We start from the raw sequence: 23,246 nt of genomic DNA on the forward strand, positions 1-23,246 counted from the left end.
ATTTTTGCCAAGGAATCAAACAACGGACGATGACACAGTTTGATTTACACTACCTGAATTTAAAATTGAAGCGTTAGAACCTCGTTATATGATGAGTGCTGATGCCCCGATTGATTTTTCTGATGACACAACACTCGCTACACAACTTTCTTCTGCTTGCTCTATCATAGAAAACACCCTTAATAGCGAAGCGTCAGCGATAACAGGAAATGTTGCTTCAACAGGCTTGGAACTAAAAGGAAATGATGATGCGTTGTATTCAAGTTTCCACGATTTGTTGGGTAATGTTGGCTCAGACATAAGAACAACAATTCAAAATGCGCTTAGTCAAGCAAAAATTGACGCACAAAATGAAATTGCTGCCATTAATGCGGCTCATCCGAATGATCCGCCTGTAACTTCGGTCAGTTCATCAAGTTTTCTTAGCCTTTTGGAAAATCGATTACCAGAATTTTTTACAACAGGGGTTAGCGGTTCTAAGATTACGATTGGCTATAGTCTGGAAAAATTTTTATCTCTTGACGAAATTGGCCTAAATATTGATTTTTTAAGCAATTTGCAGTCTATTGATAGTTTAAAAACTATGGCGACAATTTCCTTGGCGCTAGATTTAAATAGCGATAACGATGGTGCGGCTCTAGAAAGCAACGATGTTTCTGTTGGTTCTGTTTCAATAAGCGATATTTCGGCAAACATTGTGAATCTTGGTGGTTCTGCTAAATTCATGAATGTCAATGTGGAAGAACAATCTTTAACTACAGAACAAGAACCTGATTTAACTCTTTTGCATAATTCTGGAAACGCTACATCGAATTTTGATCTAGAATTTAAAGGGATTTCAAATTTTGACACATTTAATTTTCTAGATGATAAATTTATTGAAGTATCTCGTGTGGGACAAGGAAATATTTCTGTTGTGTTCCCACAGGTTGAAATGAATTCAGGATATTCTCTTGATGCTCTGTTAAATGATTTGGGAGGAATAGATGTCGCTAAACTACCCTTCTTAAGAAACTATTTAAACGATTTTAATATTTCATTTAATCAAAGAAGCTACAATTTAAATCAGGTTTGCAATATCGTTGAGAATTTTAACGAATATTGGGCTCGGATTTCTCTTGCGATGAATGGAGCGTTCTCTTCTGCTGATAATATTCTCAACTTTAATAAAGTAAAAAGTTTCTTTAGCACCCTTGTAGGCAATAAACAAACTGAATTGAGCTCATTACTAGAGACGATAAAAATTTATGATATAAACAGCAATGAGTGTGATTTGCTTGATTTAGAGTCTACTGGTAGCTTAACTCAGGTCTTGTTGAGCGAAAATTCCTTACAACCGACAGTTTTTACTCTTGAATTAAATTCAAACATAGGTAAAATTTTTGACAGCTTAGATGCTGAAAACTTGGGTCTTGATTTTAATATACTTCAACTTAAAGATCTAGATGTTAATGCAAGCATGAAGATTGATGTCAAGGTTTATTCGGATAATGGAACCTTGAAATTTAGTGGAATAGAGCTAAATAACTTTAAGGTTGAAATTTCCAAGGTCATCAGTGCTTCTGACACGTTGAATCTTGGATTGTTTGACGCTTATGTAGATGGCAAATTCAGTTACACGATAATGCTTGATTCTTCTGGTAAGACTGATGCGTCCGTTCAGTTGCTTTGCAATGATATTTTGCTTAAATCAGGCGAAATTAATGTTTATAAAAAGCCTGAAAATTCTGAAGCCTTAATATTCAACTTTAATACAATTGAAAGTGCTTGGGAATTTCCGACGGATCTAAAACAGTATCTTGCTTTGACAGGGGAAACTCTTGCGAATAATGTGGCGATATATTTAAATTCGTTGCGTACGACGCTCCAATCGCAGATATCAGAAAAAGTAAAGTTGAATTTCCTGGGTGATTCTGCAGGAAGTTTAGTTGCTGACTCTATTGCTAGAATAGACCAAATTTTATATGGAAATAAAACGGAAAACATAGATGGGCTTTTCGTTATTAATGAAGGTACTCTTGTTGCAAATTTCAAGAGTGTTGAACAGTTTAAAGATGTTTTTAATTCTGCTTGGAAAAATACTTTCTTCCCAAATCAAGATGTAAGTCAAATTAATGACGTTTTGAATCTTAATTATTATGGAATGGTCGAAGGTGGTGACGAAATAATTTGTCAGTATGCGTCTCTTGATGATTCTGCAAAAGCCTTGTTTGTTCTCGATCATTATGTTCTTGAATTTGATCTAAATTTTGGTTTTGATAAATTAATAGATCTTAATTTTGTCGATTCATTTGGTGTTGATTTCGCGAATGTATCGACTTATGGTGCGGCGTCTGCTAGTGGATCTGCGGGAATAAAGTTTTCGCTTGATGTAAAATTTGATTATGAAACATTGAATGATTCTACGACATTGGCAAAAATGTGGCATCTGCCTACAGATAAAGTCTTGCCTGAAAATGAAAAATATCTTGTTGGTAACCTTACATCTGCTATTCTTAGTGGAAATGTAGCCAAATTTGATGTTGTAAATTCTGAGAAAAAAGTCTTCGATTCGGTTGTAGTTGATAATAATTCGTTGCAAAGTGCTCAAATACATTCTAAAGAAAATAAGATTGATTGCTTGTTTGTTAATAATCAGATTGTTGTTGAATGTGATGAAATATTTAGTTTGCAATCTTCCGAAAACCAACAGGCTTACGCAGAACTTCGATTGGGTAATAGTTCGCTGCAAACGACTGTTGTTAAGTCTATAAGCCTTCAAGATGCGGACGATGTCAAAAGTTGGTCTCAGGATTTAGTTCTGGAAGTGTTGTCTTCTGATGGACAAGTATCGGGCTCCTTGACTATTAATCAGAACGCCTTGTCCAGTTTAAACGATATTCTAGAGTCGGAAAAAACAGATAAATCGCAAATTTTGAACGATTTGCTAAATCAATATTTTAACCTGCAATGGGGAGGTGCTGATTTAAATCTAGTTTTTTCTGGTAATGGTTTAAGCATTGATAAAGGGCGCTCTATCATGAATACCTTTGGCATTCATGTTGTTGGTGTGTCTTTTGATAATGTAAATAACGCCTATTCGGTTCGTTTTGGGTGTGATCCGTTACTTATTCAAGGTTATGGAGATAAGGGCCTTGATGTAAAAGTGTACGAAATACAAAATGGTGGCACAACTACCTATATGCGTGTTTCTGAAACATTGAAGGCGACGGGAGTAATAGGATCTGAAAATGGACTGATGCTAGAACGTTATTCACTAGATCAAAATGGTGATTTGTTAAAAACAGAAGATTATATTTGTCTTGACCCTGCTGTATTTACTTCTGTGATACCAGATAATTTGTACGATGACGCTACTGATGCTGTAGACTCTTTGAATAATGAACTTTTACGTAAGCACACTGTCGATGGTCAAGAAGAATTTGTGCATGAATATGGAGATAAATTTAATGTTACTTCGTATCCTCGTAAGAATGAGAGTGGCGCAACAGTTTATTCAATCGGCGTTTCTGCAAATAATTTGTCTTCGTTTATTTACAAGGTGAATGATGATGGTTCATTAAGTAAGTGCAAAGTTCAGGATGGCAAGCTGGTTGTTGTTAAGACAGCTGATGTTGGATATAAAGCATCTGAACTTTATGATTCGGAAAAGATAGACGAGGCTGTTGAAGAAATTGAAGATAAATTAAATGAATCTTTCAAGGACTGTTTCGAGATTCAAGTCGAAAAAGTTCAGGAAACGGATGATTATCGTATAATTCTTATTTCGAAATATACGACTATTTATAATTCTATATTATCAAACAAGTTTTTGACAATAAATGCATCTAGAACAAATAATTCTTTAAATTCTGAAATCCATGTGAATACTCAGAATTGCCTTGATATAGAAAGTTTGGCGAAAACTATTAATGCATCTTTTGATGAGAACAGTGGTGTTCATTCAGTTATTGCACAGGGAAACAGAATTGTATTAACGGTTGCTAGCGATGTTGTGGTTCAATGTGTATCTTCTGCAAATACTTCTGGCAGCATAAGTTTTTCTGGGGATTCATTTGATTTTAAAGTGTTGGATGAAAATGGGAACATAGTTGGCAACCCGATTGATTTTGAAACTTTGAACTTAAACGAAAATTCTACGGTGCAAGAAGTTGTGACGGCCATTAATGGTTGTTTAAATTCTAACAATGTTGCGTTGCTTTATCAGGATCCTGATGTCAACAAAGTTAATAGGGAATGGGACCATCTAGAATTCAGATCGACAACGAATTTTTCGCTTGAAAATATTGGTTCTAGTAAAATTCTAGAAAAATTTGGCTTTACTGCAACAAAAGCAACCAAATATAGCGATTCGGATTATCGTATTGTCGGAAAGGCTTTGTTGGGTGTGGATTGGTCTAAACTTATAGATTTTGCATCTGGTGTAGACGTAGAAGTTTCTGCGGAAGCAGAATTGCATGTTGGACAGGATTTTATAGTAGACTCTTCGAGTGAGTCTGATGGTTGTATTATTCTTGAAACAAAGAATAATCTTGATTTTGTTGTGAATGGATTGATTTCCGTTGGCGGTGAAAATTATTATAAGATTCTTGATGTTGTAAAAGAAGAACAAAATCCTGATTCTGACAACTCCGTTATTGTTGTAAAACTTAAAGTTTGTAAGTTTGCTGAGGGCGCTAAAGATGAAAGTGATAAAATTCTTTCAACATCAACGCTAACCAATTTCTGTTATATGGGGGGGGCTGTTGCGTCTGTTGGCTTTGTTGATTTGGACTTGGTGGCTTCAGGATATGTTGGTTTTGATGCTTCATTTCAAATACATAAGAAAACGGATAGCTCAAATAGTTTAGACTACACTGTTGATGCGTCTGTTTCTTCTAAAACAGATAAAGATGATGAATCTCAAAAAGTTGGGTTCTCATTAGCTTCTTTTGTGGACATAGGTGATTCTATCAGCGAAAATATTGGCTCCGTTGTTATATCCCTTGATGATGAAGGAAAATTGGATGTTCAGAATAATTCTGGATTGAATCAAATTGTAGATAATGCGCTAAATATGTTTGGCAACTTCTCTGCAGAAGATTTGTTTACTGTGCTGGAAAGTCTTGCAAAACAGATTGCAACAATTGCTGAAAAATCGAATGTTAAAATACCTGTTATTAACAAGTCTGTAAGTGATTTGGTTAATGTCGCCAACGATATTCGCGATGTTATTGGCAAAATGCGTGTTGACAAGGTGTCTAGTTTGCAGGGCGTAAACGACCGCTTGAACAAATATCTTAAAGATTTTAATCTGCTAGCACTAGATGGAAACGAGAATCCTTTTGAACTTTCTCTTATTGACATTGCAGGAGAAAAGAAACTTAAGTACAATATAAATATTGATAAAGTTTTTGATTCCGTGCACCAGTTCAGTTTTGGAAATGGTTCATATGGAATAAGTGGCAATGCAAATTTGAATGTATCTGGTGATTTCTGGTTTAGCCTTGAAGGTTCCGTAAAAATAGATGCAGGCTCATTTGATTTAATTCTTGATGGAACGATTGATTTTGGGGCGAATATTGATATTTCTGGGGAAAAACTTTCTTTCAATTTGGGCTTAGAGGGGGTTGATGAAGATGCTTTGTTGGCAAATTTGATTACGGTGGGCTCAAATAACGAAAATTCATATATTTGTGTTAAGGCTTCTTTAATGGGGTCGTTTGGCGATGATACTAACGGTACATCGTTAAAAACCTTTGATGCTCAGAATGCAGAATTCAAATTTGCGCTGCCAATTGCTCTTATGGGACGCTTGCCGATAAGTGTGTGCAACATGTCTTTGGGCGATATTTTGCTTGGATATTGCAATGGTGAAAAAATAAGTTCCCTTGAAACTATTCAAGACGCTAGAAATCATATCAAAAATCTTGTTGATTCTTATAGATCTTCATGGGAAATAGATCGTAATGCGGAACCGATGGACTTGTATTGTTTTAACAAGCTTAATGACAATGATTTCTTTGATTTGATAACAGATAATACCTATTCGAGTTCTTCTGGTAAGTTTGTTGCAGATTTATCGGATGTTTATACAAAAATTACAGAATTAGCAAACGGAAGTATGGGCTGGTTTGAAAAAATCAAACTCGCCATTACGGGCTTTAATACTCTCTTTGATACATTGGAATCCCAGTTGAATAATGGTATGATGAGTAATGTCAAGGATGTGCCTGTTGTTGGTAAAGCCTTGAGTGGTGGAGTTGACTTTTTAGGAGATTTGAAGAGAAAGGTTGTTGAACCATTCTCTAATTTCCTCTATGAATCGACGGGCTTGACTGCGGAAATGGTTGCACAAAAGCTAAATGAACTTTTTGATGGGTATTTTGTTGCTGAGTCAATTTCTGTTGATTTGAGGGATAATAGTGGTGATTCATGGACTCCGACCACTGGAGGGGGGACTTATTATCGCTCAAACAATCAAGAAAATTATGCAGAATGGTATCTTAATATTGGTCATAATTATTCTCTAGGAACAGATATTGGCTTTGATTTGGGTTTTCCTGGTCTTGGATTGAAATCTGATGCAGGTGTAGGCTTGAATCTAAATTGGCAATTGAGCTTTGGCTTTGGAGTTTCAAAAGAAAAAGGCTTCTATTTCATTTTCAATGAAGGTAATGAAATATATGTGGATGCAAATGTAGAATTGAGTGGTGAAATTATGGGGTCCTTGGCTGGACTTGGACTTCAGATGCTTTTGCCTGGTGTAGGTGATGAAAATTATATAGAAAAACCAATTTCACTCAGTTTTGGGGTTGACTTGAATTCCAAAACCGAAAATGAACAGGAGGAGGAAACAAATTCCTTGCCCATTGCTACTTATGGGGCGAATAATGTTAATGTTTCTGCTTTTTCTACAAATAACATCGAGTTTGATTATAAAGCCTCTATTGATTTGGTTGCGCAAATAAATGTTGGTGTTGTTAAGGACTTGGATAAGGTCGGAGATGCTCCTAGATTTCCAAATATTGGTGGCGAATTTGAATTCAGGTGGACAAATGGACAAATAAAAAAACTTGGGTTCAACGATTTTGAACTAGATATGGGAACTTTCATTAGCGGAGTTCTTGGACCGATTGTTTCAAAAATACAGAAAGTTGTTGAACCGCTAGAACCACTGATTGATTTTCTCACTACACCGTTTCCTGTATTAGATGACCTGGGCTTTACCTATACCCCGCTGAGTCTTGCCAAGGAATTCAGCAAGGGAAAATTTGATGATAGCATGGTTTATGCGATTAAAGACCTTATAGAAATTAGTAAAAAAATTTCTGCATTTGGTGCTCAGGATGAATTGAAAATTTCTATTGGAAGCATGACTCTTATCAAAGAAAATGATTTGTCAGGCTTAAATACAGATGCGAAAAATCTTTTAGAGGGTAGAAGTTCTAATACATCATTAAATCAATCATTGGATAAGTATTTAAAAGATAAAAATAATGGTAATGATTTTTCAACCATATCGCAAGATGCTTCCTCGGTTTTGGCTGGCGCAGGTTTGAATGTAGGTGATAGCGCGTGGCGATTTGTTTGGGACAATCCGACAGATGTCTTTAAACTTTTGTTAGGCCAGGACATCATGCTTGTGGAATATGATATGCCAAAGTTGTCCTTCAATTTTGATTGGAGTACGTTTGTTCGTATCTACGGACCATTAGGCGCTCGCTTAGGCCTTTCGCTCGGTGCAGATATTGACCTTGGTTTTGGTTACGATACACTTGGTATTCGTCAGTGGGTTGGTAGCGGCTGTAAGGACTTTGGATGTTTACTGAATGGATTCTATGTCAACGATTTGCGTGATGGAGTTGATATTGATGAACTTTCGCTTCATGGAGGGCTTACAGCTGCCGCGGAACTGAATGCAGGGGTTTCTGCAGGTGTCGGAGGCGGTGTTGGCATCAATGTCGGGTTTAACCTTTTTGATCCGAATAAAGATGGCAAAATCCGTCTTAATGAAATTTCGCAACTTTTTAAGGAAGAAGGACTTTTTGGTTTCTTTGATGTAAATGGTGCGATTACAGCAAAACTTTATGCTTATGTAGATCTATTGTTCTACACAAAGGAATGGAATATTACAGGCGATAAAACCCTGTTCAAGTTTGATTATGAACATACTGTAAAGCCTGTGCTGATATCCCAATCGGGTGATGATGTTGTCGCAAATGTTGGCTCAAACTCTTCAAGCAGAGTGGCGACCGATAAAGACAATGTTTCCCTTGAAGATATAGATGAATATTTGCATTTAGAGATAAACGGCACTGCAGTTGTTGACGATAATGGTCATTCAGGAACGGTAAATGGCAAGTTGATTATTAATTCTGAAAAAGGTAAAGATAAGATTATTCTTGAATCAACTGGTTTGGCTGCCAACTTTGATATAGAAATCAATGGCGGTGATGGTGACGATTATATAGACCTTTCTAAATTGAATGTGGCAAAGGGTCACTATGTGCTCATTACGGGAGGCGCAGGGAACGACACCATAATCGGTGCTCAGGGATTGAATGTTATCTTTGGCGATTCGTATGTCGCTCCTCCAAAAGTTGAATATGAAAACGAAGAAGTAAAAAGTGTGTTGGCAGAGGCGAATGTCGATGCGGATAGGTCTGGAGGCGATATTATCCTTGGCGGCTCTGACCGGGATTTTATATTCGGCGGTGCCGGAGACGACCAAATTGATGGCGGTGATGGTGCCGACTTCATTTTTGGTGATGGGGGGCGAATCGTATATGAAAAGATTGAGCCTGATAGTGAAAAGTGGACTATTGACCGCACCGATATCAGCCTAGATGGGGGTAAGGACACTCTCATTGGCGGTAAAGGCAATGATGAAATCCACGGCGGTGGCGGCGACGACCGTATCGACGGCGGTGCCGGAAATGATCTAATTTATGGCGAAAAGGGTCATGACCGCATTATGGGTGGCTCGGGCAACGATACTATCCATGGTGGCGAAGGCATGGACATTGCCTTTGGCGACAGGATTACGGATTCGATGGATGTTGCCGCTCAATTTACTATAGATGGAAATAGTCCGTTTAGCAAGGAATTTACCGAAGCTCAGTTCGAGAACGATAATAAGGTAGTTGATGCGGATGAATTTAAGATAAAATTTAAAGAAACCGTCGATAATGTTGTTCAGTATATTAAGTATGGTAAGGAAATTGAAGCTGCGTTAAACGCTGTTGACAAGGAGGAAGAACCGTATTATCCAGAAGATTCTACGACAAATGGTTCCGACACTATCTACGGCGAAGACGGCAACGACCTGCTCTTCGGCGATGGTGGTGCTACGGCTGGTGCGGCAGATGAGATATATGGCGGTATCGGCAATGACATTATCGACGGCGATGGCGGTAACGACACTATCAAGGGCGGTATAGACAACGATATAATCTACGGTGGTGCTGGCGATGACACCATTGATGGCGGCGCTGGCAACGATAGCATGTATGGTGACGAAGGCGTGGAAGCGTATGATATTACTGATGCCCGAGAACTCACCAGAGATTCTGACGATGATGACAAGGAACAGGACAAGCTTGTCTTTGGTGACAATCTCGGCCTTCATGGCAAAATCTTCGCTAACGCACAGAGCAACAATAATGAGTCGGGCAATGACATCATCTTGACTGGACCGGGCATGGACTTTGTGGACGGCCAGGGCGGTAGCGACACGATTACCGTTAAATTGATGGGCGATAGTACCACGAACTATGCGAATGTCACGGATACGGGAAAAGACGGTTCTGATGTCCTCTTTGTCGAAGGAACAGAAAGTGTTGACACCCTGCTTCTTCGTAGGAACAGCGACGCGGAAGGCAATCCGGGAGATCTCGGCCTCGTCGCCCTGCTTCCGATGACTGCCGACGATTTGTCGAACTCTGAAGGCGAATCTACGGGCGCTAGCGAAACTGTCCAGAACAACTTGAACTCTAATATTGAAAGAGTGAACTACACTCAGGGAATTGATGTCCTAAATGTCAACGGAAATGGCGGCGACGATCGGTTCTATATTGATGGCACGGCCGAGTTGACGAATGTTAACGGTGGTGCCGGTAACGATTCGTTCCAGATTGGGCAGCTGTATAACTCCGAGCGCACAGATGATGCTGCCTCGGCTAGGGTCCAGCCTGTTGATGCCTTCCATACCGAGAAGACTAACGAAGAATCGTATTTGAGTGATGGCGTTTCGAGTGATACCACTTTGAATGTGGAAGGCGGGTCCGGTGTAGATACATTTGCCGCATTGAACAACGCTGGCACATTGAATATGACCGCCGGAAAGGGCGACGACATCTTCAGTGTCTACACATTCCTTAAGGAAAACGGCGAAAACTTCGACCGAGGTGCTGTCCTTCTGGATGGTGGCAAGGGCTTTGATACGCTCAATGTACGTGGGACCGATGCTGACGATGTACTTGTTGTGACCAAGGAAGGTTTGCTGAGCGACATGGTGGCCATCAAGGCTGCGGGCGTTGAAAGCACTCAATTCGATGCCGCCGCTGGTGATGATATGTTCTATGTCGTGGGCAGCAAGTCGACCGATGTTACCGAACTTAGTGGTGGCAAGGGCAACGATACCTTTAGCATGGGTGGTCTCGATACGGAGTATAATCTTCGTAGCGCAAATACCGACGGCCAGAGCGTTGATGTCAAATACGAAATTGTTGCGGATGCAAGTGCGACCACGGGCGATTGCGTGCTGACTGAAAACTTTACGGTTGTCGATAGCGATAGCCAGCCGGCAGTATTTGTCGTTGCTAAGGAGAACGGTGATGCCGAAGCGCCTTACCGCATCCAGGCATCCGCAGAGGTTGTTCTTGGTAACGAAAACGTTGATGCCACATTCTTTATTGGTTGTGCTGGTCTTGCGGAAGGACAGACTATCGATGTTACCATTAGTGCCCCGATGCTTTCCAATGCCGACTTTAACCGTGGTGACCGCGGATTCCTTATTGGGACCTATGATGAAGAATCGAACGCGATTGTTTACGCAACTACAAGAATTGTCCATTTTACGGCCAATACTGTTGGCAATCCTATCGAGGTGCATGTAAAGGCTTGTGAAGACACCTTGATTGAGGAAGGAACATGTAAGGCTATTGCTATTTCTAGTAAGCTGAATTCGGGCGTTGTCTTGTCGAAGTCGGTGACTTCTGTGGGACTTGTCTTTGCGGGTGAAGCGAGGGAAAGTGCTGTAAGCGATTTTGCTGCTAGACCGTTGGTTGCTACGCAGGAATTTACGGTTGGTGCAAGCTCGGAATTCAAGTTGAATATGATTCCGGTGCCTAAAAAGGCCGATGGATCGCAGGGTGATGTAGAAGAGGAAGAGGTTGTTGAAACTGCTGATGTTGAGCGTGAGTTCACCTTCTATGTCAATGGTGAAAAACAAGATTGGGTGATTGACACTCATTATACACTTGTTGACAATGTCGTTAAGGTAAATGATTCGGTTTTTGATACGCTTTCAGAAGGTGACAAGCTGGTTGTGAGTGTCCGTTCTAATGAAATGCGTGTCGACGATACCAGGGTGGCACTTGCATACGAAGATGTGCTTGTAAGCAGTGTTCTCGTGGACGGTGCCGAAATCTTGCCTACGGCAACGAGCGGCCGATACTACGAGTTGAACGGCAATGTCATCACCTTCTACGATGCTTTGACTAAGCGCCCGACAACAATTCATGGCGTCGTCAGAGTAGAGGCTGAAATTCCAGAAGAGTATGATTGGGAAACCTTCGGTCAGGGTGATGTTGCTGCTGTTGAAAATCAGAATGAAAGCCTCTTGACGATTGAAGCTCATGCTTCTGTGCTTGCAGAATCGGGTGCAAGTAGCTTCACGAGCGTTTCTTACGATGTGACATATAACAAGCCGATTGCCGAAGGTGAAACGGTTTATGTGAAGATTACTCCGGCTAAGCTCCTTGCAAATTCTGGTGCAGAAGAAGATAGCCAGCGTTTGTCTATCGCTTGCGATGACTTTACCACGCAAGAAGATGGGTCGATTGTTGTCAGCTTCAATAGTTCGACTCTCACGCGATCGCTTACGATCACGACGGTTTCTGATGGTGAACAAGACGAATATGGCTTGACGAAGGCCCAGAAGCAAAGCAAAGTGATTAATGAAATTGACGGACCCGTTTATGCATACGGGTTCGGCAAGAGTATTGACTTGAATGCGGGTGACCCTGCCATGCTGAAATACAAGCATGTCATCGAGACTAAGGATGGCGTTAGGCAGGCGTCAAACTTCAATGAACTGAACAACTTTGCAGAAGACAAACTTTATAGCCTTTCTGTGGGTGATGATGGACATCTGTTCATTGACTTGACTTCGATTAGCGATGAGCAAAAAGCCGCTTTTGGGGCAATCGGCGTCGAATGGGATGCTGAAATGTCGCAGGAAGCCTTCTTGGCGCAGTTTGAAGGTAAAACATTCAAGTGGGTTGTTACGACGACAAAGGATGTCGGAACAGCTGCTGAAGATGTTACAGAAAAAGAAACAAGCGTCGCGGCTGAATGGTCTAGAATTAAGGAAGCAAGGTCATTCGTAAATGGCGTGCTTGAACTTGTTTTGGACGAAGCGGTCGTTCTGCCTTCTGTTGGGGAAAAGTTTGCCCTGATTTCGGGCAATAGGGATTCCCTGTTTGTTGACGAGATGGCGTCTGTGGACCGCCTGTTTGTAAATAACCAGCAGGATGGTGTTGATGCCCGTTCGTCGCTTACGGCGTTTGTGAATAACAATAGGAATGAAGCTGAAAAGAATGTCGATGCCTATGACTCGCATGCTGTTCGCTTTACCCATACGGAACTTGAAGCGTTCCCCGAAAAGCAGCTTGCAGCAAATGATGATCCTCTGATGATGCAGAGTGGCATCACTGCGGCGCAGATGGAATACGCCGAGTACAATCTGGGCAAAGGCAAGGATACTGTTGATATTAACAAGACGCTCTACCGAGAAGATGCTTACAGGACTTATACCGTCGTGAATGCTGGCGACGCCAAGGATCGTGATGCTGCATTCGGTATTTCGATTGGAAAGGCTGAAATCTCCTCGGATAACTTGACGAATGGTGCAAATTATATTACAGATTCAAATGTCTACAAATATGATTTGATTCCTGCTGAAGGTTCTGAAATCAGTGTAATCAAGACTTCTGCAAATACAACAGTTTACTATGTACAGGCCGAAATTCGCAAACTGAACAGTGAATCGGAATCTGGCTACGATGTCGTTGGAATCCAGCGTCGTGAAGTTCTTGGCTCGTTCTCGAGTGCAATGGGCTTCCATGTCAAGTATGACTTTATCCTTGCTGAAGGCGAATATATCGGTGAATTCGAGTTCTTCCAGGCTGAATTCGACGATTACATCCGCGTAAACAGCTACAAGGCAGATGCTCCGTTTGTGGATGAAAATGATTCAACGAAAAACGGCTTCATTTGCTCTGGCGTTATCGCCGAGGTTGCTCCGGTTCAAGAAGAAACTGGAGACGACAATGCTGAAACAGGCGACGAACCGGTTGCCGGCGAAGAAGATGTCGAAGGTGATGACGAAGAGACCACACCTGCAGAAGAGGTTGCTGGCTTTGCCTACAGCTATGCGATGGCCGAAAGTGATGCTGCCGAATTTGAAAATCGCATGGCCTCTTTCCAGGCTTGGCAATCTGGTCTCACTTCTGCCGCAAATGGCTATGTCTACGGAATCTTTGTTGACGCCACGATGAGCGATGGCAGCGTGCAACGCCGCTTTGTGACGGAACTGACTGCAAATACGTTCAAGATTTCTCGTGACTTTACTTTGTCCGAAGGTCTGAAGATTGTGTCTCTCTGCTTTGCCTATCGCTATGAGGGCGACGGCCAGCTGGTCATCAACGCGCAGTCGGGCCACGACAGGATTGACGCTTCGAGTACGAATGTGACCCGCAACGATATGGTCGCATTTGGCGGCCTCGGTGACGACTACATTACCATGAACAAGGGCGGTATAGCTTTCGGCGATCGTGGTCAGGTCCTTTATGATAATGGGCAGGTGAACGGTGTAGATGTTGGTGATACGGTGCTCGGCTCTACGGTTAACAACATTGATGCCGAAAATCCCGCGTTCATTGACGACTATACTACTGGAATCGGCAAGACTCCGGGACGCACGACCGACGAGAAGGGAAATCCCGTACACCGTCTGCAGACGGACGGCGTGAACCGCGATGCCTACAGGATTCAGTCGGTAGATGCCGAAAATGGTGGCACCGACATGATTAAGGTCGGTGGCACGAATAGTGTCGTTGTCGGCGGTGCTGAGAATGATGTAATAGTTATCGGTGGCGACAAGAACGTTGCCCTGGGCGACAATGGCCGCGTGAAATACAACAACGCCGGAAATGACGATGCCGTTTATGGCGACAAGCTTGGCCTCGGCATGCATATTGTCGAAACGACCAACGACAGTATTGGCGGGGTAGATAACATCGTTATTGCGGGCGACAAGAATGTTGCCATGGGTGGTGCCGAGGGTGATTCTATCCGCATCACGGGGGCAGACAATGTGGCTATCGGCGACGGCGGCCGCTATACAATCGAGGAAACTCGTCTGTATGCCGAAAGCAAGAGCGAACAGCATGGTGGTCAGGACTTTATCAGCACGGGTGACGGCAAGAATGCCGTCATCGGTGGAACCGACAATGACGTAATCCGCACGGGTGCGGGTAACGACGCCATTGTTGGCGATGGTGGCAAGGTCATTATGGACACCGACCGCAATGCGCTGATGGTCTCCAACGAGGGTTACAATGTTGGAACCGACCTGGGAACGGCCGGTGCCGATGACATTGACGCTGGCAACGGCGACAATGTGGTGTTCGGCGGCCTTGATGGTGACGATATCCGTACCGGGACAGGGAAGGATGTCGTGTTCGGCGACAACGGCTTTGCGACCTTCAGGGGCAACGCCGCCGAAGCGGAAGAACAGGTAACCGATACGCAGAGCATTCCCGAGACCCGCACCGAGGCGACGCTCTCGTTCAACTTCATGGGTGCCTCGCAGACCGGGCTTTCGTCGGAAGATGTTGCGGGTGCGGCAGATTTCGCGAAGTCGAACTGGAACAATGTAGGCGGTAGCCTCGCCGGGACCTACGGCAACGATGACCGCGAGATTGTGCGCTTTGACGACAACACCCGCGCAAGCGCCGTGAGCGTGAGCTACGGCGGCATCGAGAGCCACCGCAATACGAGCACCGACAACCGCATCAATCTGCAGGCCTACAGCCACAACCTTCCGAACGCCTCTACCGATGCCGATGCGGCGCTCATGAACAGCGGCTACATGACAACCGCCCCGGGCAACCAATGCGACAACAGGCTGGAAGTCGCCGTGGATGGCCTTGCGCAGTACTTTACCGACTATCACGTGGCCGTTTACCTTGACATGCCCGACGCGAACTCCTGGGAAGGCCAGAGCATCCGCAAGGTGAGCCTGTATGTGGGGGACTCGACAGTTGCCCTGCAGAGTTTCTACGTGAACGACTGCGCCGGTTCCAACTTCAACGGCACCTACAAGCGTTCCGAATATACCAGCGCCCAGGACATCCTGGCGGACCTTGCGCACAATGCTGCGGTTCTCTCGGGTGAATTGACTGGCGAAGATGCCGTGCTGATAGACACCACGGGCAACTACGTGGTGTTCGAGGTTCCAGCGGGTGTTGCCGCCGACAACTTCCGCGTGATTATCGAGGACGGCTACACGCTCGACAACATCAACGGCAAGGACATTCCGGGCATAGCCGCCATCCAGGTGAAGGGAACCCTCCACGCGCAGGATGTGGCCGCCTCTACCGACATTGCCCATGGCGGAGCCGACACGGTTTACACTTCCGGTGGCGACGACATCGTGGTGGGTGGCACGGGTGGCGACACCTTGACGACCTACGGCGACGAGCGCTACGGCATCTACGACAACGATGTTGTGTTCGGCGACAATGCCAAGATGGTCTTTACCGACCGCGACAGCTCCGAGGCCACGGCCTCCACGCTCTCGCTTGCCGAGTCGCTTGATTCACGCACGGTGGCGGACGACTACAACGACCATATTTACACGGGCGATGGCAACGATGTCGTGGTAGGCGGCCAGGGGGCCGACCACATCGAATCCGGCGCGACAGCCGCAGCCGAAACGATGCTCGACGGAATCCAGGTTGCTTCGTTCAACTTTACCCGCGAGAACGCGACCGCAGGCGAGATAGTCGCTCCTGGTGATTATATCCCTGTGCTTGATGAAAACAATCAACCCGTTTATGAAAACGACAAACAGGTGTTCGACTTTATCCCGCACGAGACGGCGGGTGTTGTCGCGGATAACGACTGGACGAACCTCTACATAAAGAACAACGGCCTGCATGTCGTTGGCGAGAACTACACCAACGACCCCGTGACGCACGATGGCATTGGCATTTCGCTTGTTGCCTACGATACCGCCGTGGGTGACGGAACGCAGAATTCGAGCCTGATGCCGAAGGATGATGCCCAGCTTGACGGTGACACCTCGAATTCCAAGCTGTTCAACGCCTACTATGCGGCCCAACAGCAGCAGGAAATCAAGCTCACGCTTACGAACCTTGATTCCTTCGCGGACGGTGCACCCTGCGACGTGTATGTGTACCTCGGCGGCGACCAGCAGAACACGGACACCTATAACTACCTGTTTGATGTATGTGGCCACCAGGTGGGCGGTGCTACGCCCGACCGGCACTACTACCTGAACGACTGGACCGGTAGCCATTTCGACGGCGACTACCGCCGCGTTAAACGCGAGACCGCCCCGACGGCTGCCGAGCTGCTCTCGCAGGTTGCGCCCGACATGAGCCTGGTTGGAAACTACGTGGTGTTCCACGGTGTGAGCTCCGCTACCTTCGAGGTGCGAATCCGCAACCTGTTCACTGACACGAACCAGTGGCCGCTGAACCTGCCCGTGATTACTGCCGTGCAGGTGGTGGCGGGCGAGAACCGCGAAGAGGATATCGCCGTGGGCGGCGACCACGACAAGGACCTGGTCTTTGGTGACGACGCCCGCGTGACATTCGATATCGACGCTCCGTTCGCCCGCAACGAGAACCTGGCCGACTACGCGAACCGAGCCATCGAGGCCGAGAGTATGCATTTCGACGGCGCAGCCGTGGAAATTCCGCTTGACGAAAATGACGAACCCATCGAGATGGGCGACACCATATTGACAGGCAAGGACCGCGACGTGATTGTCGGTGGCGACTTCGGCGATACGATTACCATGGGCGATGGCGACGACGTTGCCCTTGGCGACAACGCCTCGATAATCCTCGAACACAACAACCCCGTGGGCGTGTTCGCCCCCAGCGTGGAAATCATGCTGGAACAGCATACGGTGACGACATCGACGCCCGAGGTTTTCCTGGGCAACAACGATACCGATGCCGGGGATATCCAAGACAAGTTCGAGAACGGGGGAGTGCCGGGTGTCACCCCGGAAACGTCCGAGAACGGGGCGACCGACACCTTTACGGACACGACCGACAAGGACTGGACCATACAGCAGGAAGTGACTCCGGGCACGATTTCGCGCACGATTGACATTTCTTCGGGTGCCCAAGTGGTAAACTTTGCCGAGGGCGAAACGGTGTTGCTGGTAAGCGACACCTGGCCCGGCAAGGACAATCCGTGGTGGAACCCGAACATCGTGTTGATTTCTGATGGTCAGGGCCATAGCGTCCCCGCCCTTGCATGGGAATGGGACGTGAACGGCGCAACCATGACGGCCTCAACGCAGGAAGGCTACTACTTCACCGTAGATATTCCCGACACCCCCAATGGCGATAACCGCTACGAAATCCGCGTGACCGCACTCACCGCAGGCACCGCCGTGATTTCTATCGGGGCCTAAGAAGTGGTACAGGACCGTCAGCGCAAGATTTTCCACGAATCGTGGTACCGCCTTGCGGGGAGCCGTATAGCTCTCCGTTCGAGCGTCCGTATTCACCGCCAGATATATCGTGGCGTGTTGTGGTATGTGCTCTACGAGCCGTTCACCAACCAGTATTTTCGTCTGCCGCAGGGGGCCTATTCCTTTGTTTCTCGACTTTCCGTGAGTAGGACCGTGGGCGAGATTTGGAACAGCATGCTGGAAAGCGGCGAGGGCGACATCCCGGGCCAGGGCGAAGTCATCGAGATGCTTGCGCAACTTTACCAGGCGAACATGCTGCTTTATGACGGCGTGGAAGATGGCACGAAACTTTTCGACCGCGACAAGAAAAAGACCCGCAAGAAGGTCAAGTCCACCTTGCTCAATATCTTTTTCCTGCGAATACCGGTATTCGACCCCGACCCGCTCCTGAACCGTTTACGGTGGCTAATCCGCATTCTGCTCAGTACGCCGATGATGCTGGTGTGGCTTGCGACGGTCATTGTCGCCGTCAAGTACGGTGTCGAGAACTTCGACGCACTCAAGGACCAGAGCGCGGGATTCCTCGCCCCGTCGAACATTGGGTGGGTCTATGTCTGCACCGTGTTCGTGAAGCTGTTCCACGAGTTCGGGCATGCGAGCGTCGTCAAGAAATACGGCGGCGAGGTCCATACGCTGGGCGTGATGTTCATGCTCCTTGCACCCCTGCCGTATGTGGATGCCACGGCGAGCTGGTCTTTCCGCAAGAAGCGGCACCGCGCCTTTGTGGGGGCCGCGGGAATGCTCTTCGAGTTCTTTATAGCCTCGGTGGCGCTCATACTCTGGGCGAACCTGGGCGGCGGCACGGCCCGCGCGCTCTGCTACAACGTGTTCATCATCTGCTCGGTCTCTACGGTGCTGTTCAATGTGAACCCGCTCATGCGCTTTGACGGCTACTACATATTGACCGACCTGCTGGACATGCCGAACCTGCAACAGCATTCCGTACGGCACCTGCAGTACCTTCTGGAACGATATGTCTTCCGTAAGCGCGACGCGGAACCGGTCGCCTTCAGGGCGAGCGAGAAGCTGATATACACGGTTTACGGGATATCCAGCGCTGTCTACAGGTTCTTCCTTTTTGCGGGGTTCATCGTCGCCATATCGGCGCATTACCTGATACTTTCGTTTGTCATGGGCGTGCTCCTTTGCCTTACCATGGTGGTTATTCCGGTAGGCAAGTTTTTCAGGTATGTTTTCTGGGGGCCGGGGCTTTCGCAAGTCCGCAACCGTGCGGCAGTCTTGACGGTAGCCTTTTTTGCCCTGCTGTTTGCGGCGCTGTTCTACTTGCCCGTTCCCGATACGTTTACGGCCCCGGGCGTACTGGAAGCCCGCCATTACGAGAACACCATAGCAAACGAGGGCGGCTTTGCCACCAGGCTATACCGCGAAAGCTACAGTGCGGTAAGGAAGGGCGACACGCTCGTGCTCCTGGAGAATCTGGAAATCAAGTATGCCGCCGAGGCCAAGCGTTCCGAAATACAAGAAGCGCGGCAGATGTATTACCGTGCACTGAACGAGGCCCCCGAGGATATGCACCCGCTCGAAAAGCGACTTTCGGTATTGAAGCAGGAACTCGAGGAACTCGAAAGGAGCGAGAGCGAACTTGCACTTGTCGCGGGGATGGACGGAATCTGGAGTGCGCCCGGCATCGAGGACTATCAGGGGCGCTGGGTAGGCAAGGGCGATTCGCTGGGCATCTTGCTGGATACGACCGCGTTCGATTTTTTGGCAGTGGTAAACCAGGAAGATGGCGCAAGGTTGTTTACGGACAAGCCCGTTCGCGCGTCGGTGCGCTTGCATGGCGATGTATTTAAGGAATTGGAGGTTGTCTCTGCCATGGCTATCCCCAGTGCGCAAGACCGCTTGCCCTCGAATGCGCTGGGTTGGCTCGGGGGTGGGGAAGTCGAGACGAAGAGCGACGGGTATTCGGAACAGACGGCGGAACCCGTTTACCTTGTAAGGGCCGAGATGCCCGATTCGATGGATGTTCGCCGCCTGCACGGAAGGACGGGAAAGATTCGTATTCAGCTTGGCTATGCTCCCTTGGCCGTCCAGGGGATACGCAAGGTACGGCAGGCGTTGCAAAAATACTACAAGATGTGATGGACTTGACTGGCGACTACAGGCTTACTTCGTTGAAACGCGTGGAGAAGATTCCCGTGGGTATCGACGCCTTTGTTTTCAGGCTGGTCGGCCGTTTCAAGAGTCGTCGTTCCGTTATTAGGCGTATTCTGCGGACCGCACGGAAAATAGACAGCCTTGGCCGCAGTCTTTCGGAAAAGTCTGACGCCGAGCTGAAAGGGCGGATAGAAGGGCTTGCCGCCCTGCTCAAGCGCCCTGTCAATGACTCGACCCTTTGCGAGGCATTCGCGTTGATGCAGGAGGCCGCTTTCCGGACGATGGGGTATAGGCCCTATGTGGAGCAGATTGCGGGAGCCCTTTGCCTTTATCGTGGCTATATCGCCGAGATGTCCACCGGCGAGGGCAAGACGATTACCGCCGCCATGTGTGCAGCGGTGCGCGGCTTGTCGGGTATGCCGTGCCATGTGATAACCGCCAATGACTACCTGGCAAGCCGCGACGCGCAGATAATGAAGCCGCTGTTTGACTATTGTGGCCTTACCGTGGGAGCCGTGACCGGTGCGATGAAGCCGGAAGAACGGAGGGCGGGCTATGCCGCCGCGATTACCTACTCTACGGCGAAGGAAGTGCTGGCCGACTTCTTGCGGGACCGTATCGCCATGGGGAAAATGCAGAACTTTTCGAAGCGGCTCCTGGACCGCTTCAGCCTGCAGGGCGGGGAGTTCGGCAGGGGAGTGGTGCAGCGGGGGCTATGCACCGCCATTGTCGATGAGGCTGATAACGTGTTGATTGACGAGGCCGTGACGCCGCTGATTATTTCTAGGGAAAACAAGAACGAGGGCTTTAACGAAAGCTGTAGACAGGCCTATGAACTTTCGGGAAAGTTGCAGGAAGGAATCGACTTCCTTGTCGATGGCAAGTTGCGCACAATCCATTTCTTGACGGACATGGACGAATGGCTCGAAGGCCCCGCGTCGAGCGGCTTTTCCAAGGCTGCATTCCTGAAGGACCTGATTCGGCAGGCGCTGACAGCGCGGTACCTTTTTGTAGCCGGTCGCCAGTATGTCGTGGAAGAGGGAAAGGTCGTAATCGTGGACGAGTCCACGGGCCGCAAGATGCCCATGCGTTCTTGGAACGGCGGACTTCACCAGATGATAGAACTGAAGGAAGGGCTGGAACTTTCGGGGCTCAAGGAAACTGAGGCCCGAATGAGTTTCCAGCGATTCTTTAGGCTCTACAAGAATTTCTCGGGTATGACGGGGACCGGTAAGGAGGCCCTCGGTGAATTCTGGACTATTTACGGGTCCCCGGTCCTCTGCGTCCCGAACCATCGCCGCTGTCTTCGCAAGATTTCTATGCTCAGGATTTTCTCTACAAAGGAAAGCAAGCGTGTCGCCATAGTCCGTGAAGTGATGAATGTCCATGCGACGGGCCGCCCCGTGCTTATTGGGACGAAGGATATAGACGAGAGCGAAACGCTGGCCGAAATGATTACGGCTCTCGGGCTTGAATGCCGCGTGATAAATGCCGTGCGTAGCGATGACGAGGCCGCGATTATCGAGCGTGCCGGACGCCTGGGCGCGATAACTGTCGCTACAAACATGGCCGGGCGTGGCACGGATATCAAGATACCGGACAAGGTAAAAAAACTTGGTGGACTGCACGTGATTGCCACGGAATGTAACCCGTCGTCCAGAATCGACCGGCAGTTGTTCGGGCGCGCCGCAAGGCAGGGCGACCCGGGCAGCGCAAGCCACTACGCAAGTTTCGAGGATGATGTGCTGCGCCGGAACCTGCCGGGACCGCTGTGGACCCTTATGCGGCATCTCGGAAGGCTCTCTGCGCTCGCCGTGAGGTGGGCGCAGTATTCGGCGGGCAGAAAAGCGATGAAAAGTCGCCTTTCGGTGCAGCGAACAGACACCTGGCTGGAAGATTCTCTCGGCTTCAGTGGGAACGGCGTGTAGGACTGTGTAGAATCTACACATCGCCGTGACACAACTTTTACAAAAAATAATGCAACCCAGACAAAGTTTTTAGTTAGTTTGTACTCAATTACACTTTGTCCTTAATTTTTGTTTTTTCGTCGGAAACGGGCATTTTGGGTGATACGCTTTTGAAATTTTGGCGGTATCTTTGAAGACAAGGGAACGCAAGAGTTCCTGAGACAAAAACCGACAACCTTCAAGAACGAGGATAGAATCATGATGAAGATTCACGCTCTCAACTACAGAACACTCCGCAACGAAGAATTCCTGGGACTCCACAAGTACTTCGTTGAGCAGACTGCAAGCATCACCAGCGAAGAGATTCGCAAGTCCATCGAAGCCTACCGCACCTCTGTAACCGAATACGCTAACCTCATTGAAGTGTCTGTCGACGAATCTGCCGCAAGGGCTGTCAGTCGCCTTGATTCCGAACGCAATGCCGCCTACTCCTCTTGCAGGAACTTTGCTAAGAGCCTCAAGTCGCTTGCCGACAGCGGCGTGGTTGCCACGGGAGAACGTCTCCGCAAGATCTTTGCCGAGAACGCCGACCCCACGAGGCTGAATCAGGACCAGTCTACGGGTACTTTCACGAACCTCATCAATACCCTCAAGGAAATTGGTGATGACAAGTTGAGCGCCTGCGGATTCAAGCCCTGGCTCGAAAACCTCGAAAGCAAGCACAACGAATACCTGACGGCGGTGCAGAACCGCAACAAGGAAATCGCTTCGAAGGTGGCCGACGCCAACAAGGTGTATCGCGAACGCTGCCTCGAAGGATTTGGAATCGTGACGACGCTTGCTATCGGCAAGGCCACCCTCGACAAGGACGAAGGCTGCATCCAGTTCATCAACGCCGTGAACAGCCACATCGACCAGAAGAAGGTGCACCTGAAACTTCGCAAGGGAAAAGGGAAGAATACGACCGAGTCTCCCGAGACGACCGTGGTAGAATTCCCCACCGAAACGAAGGAAGAGGAAAATGCCGCATAGCTGTAAACGACATAACTTGAATAACATTGCTCCTGCCTGATAAAAAATCAGGCAGGAGTTTTTTGTTTTACAGGGCGTGGCCGAGTAGGCCGTGCCCTGTGTTGCGAGGGGGAGGGGGGGGAACCCCGCAGCGTTAGGGATAGTGACCCCTTGGGGACAAGACCCGCGCAGCGGGGCTTGGTTCT

General features: G+C 47.3%; 4 protein-coding genes. All 4 read left to right on the forward strand.

The annotated features are described in order from the left end of the window. The first annotated feature begins 5,056 nt into the window (after window positions 1-5,056). The 4 genes from B7988_RS14270 (at window position 5,057) to B7988_RS15115 (ending at window position 23,061) form a co-directional block, all read left to right on the forward strand. On the forward strand, window positions 5,057-17,944 hold the full coding sequence (locus tag B7988_RS14270) for a calcium-binding protein (protein ID WP_141225694.1): 12,888 nt from the start codon (window positions 5,057-5,059) through the stop codon (window positions 17,942-17,944). A 3-nt stretch (window positions 17,945-17,947) separates the two neighbouring features. After that, window positions 17,948-20,107 (forward strand): hypothetical protein, encoded by a 2,160-nt coding sequence (locus B7988_RS14275; protein ID WP_088658409.1) that lies wholly within the window; start codon window positions 17,948-17,950, stop codon window positions 20,105-20,107. Further along, on the forward strand, window positions 20,107-22,050 hold the full coding sequence (locus B7988_RS14280) for a hypothetical protein (RefSeq protein ID WP_088658410.1): 1,944 nt from the start codon (window positions 20,107-20,109) through the stop codon (window positions 22,048-22,050). The genes B7988_RS14275 and B7988_RS14280 overlap by 1 nt, the downstream gene beginning before the upstream one ends. 237 nt (window positions 22,051-22,287) lie before the next feature. After that, the gene (locus B7988_RS15115; RefSeq protein ID WP_088658411.1) at window positions 22,288-23,061 is read left to right on the forward strand and encodes a DUF6261 family protein; all 774 of its coding nucleotides are present in this window, start codon (window positions 22,288-22,290) and stop codon (window positions 23,059-23,061) included. Window positions 23,062-23,246 lie beyond the last annotated feature (185 nt).

Source organism: Fibrobacter sp. UWB1 (assembly GCF_002210325.1).
Classification (GTDB): domain Bacteria; phylum Fibrobacterota; class Fibrobacteria; order Fibrobacterales; family Fibrobacteraceae; genus Fibrobacter.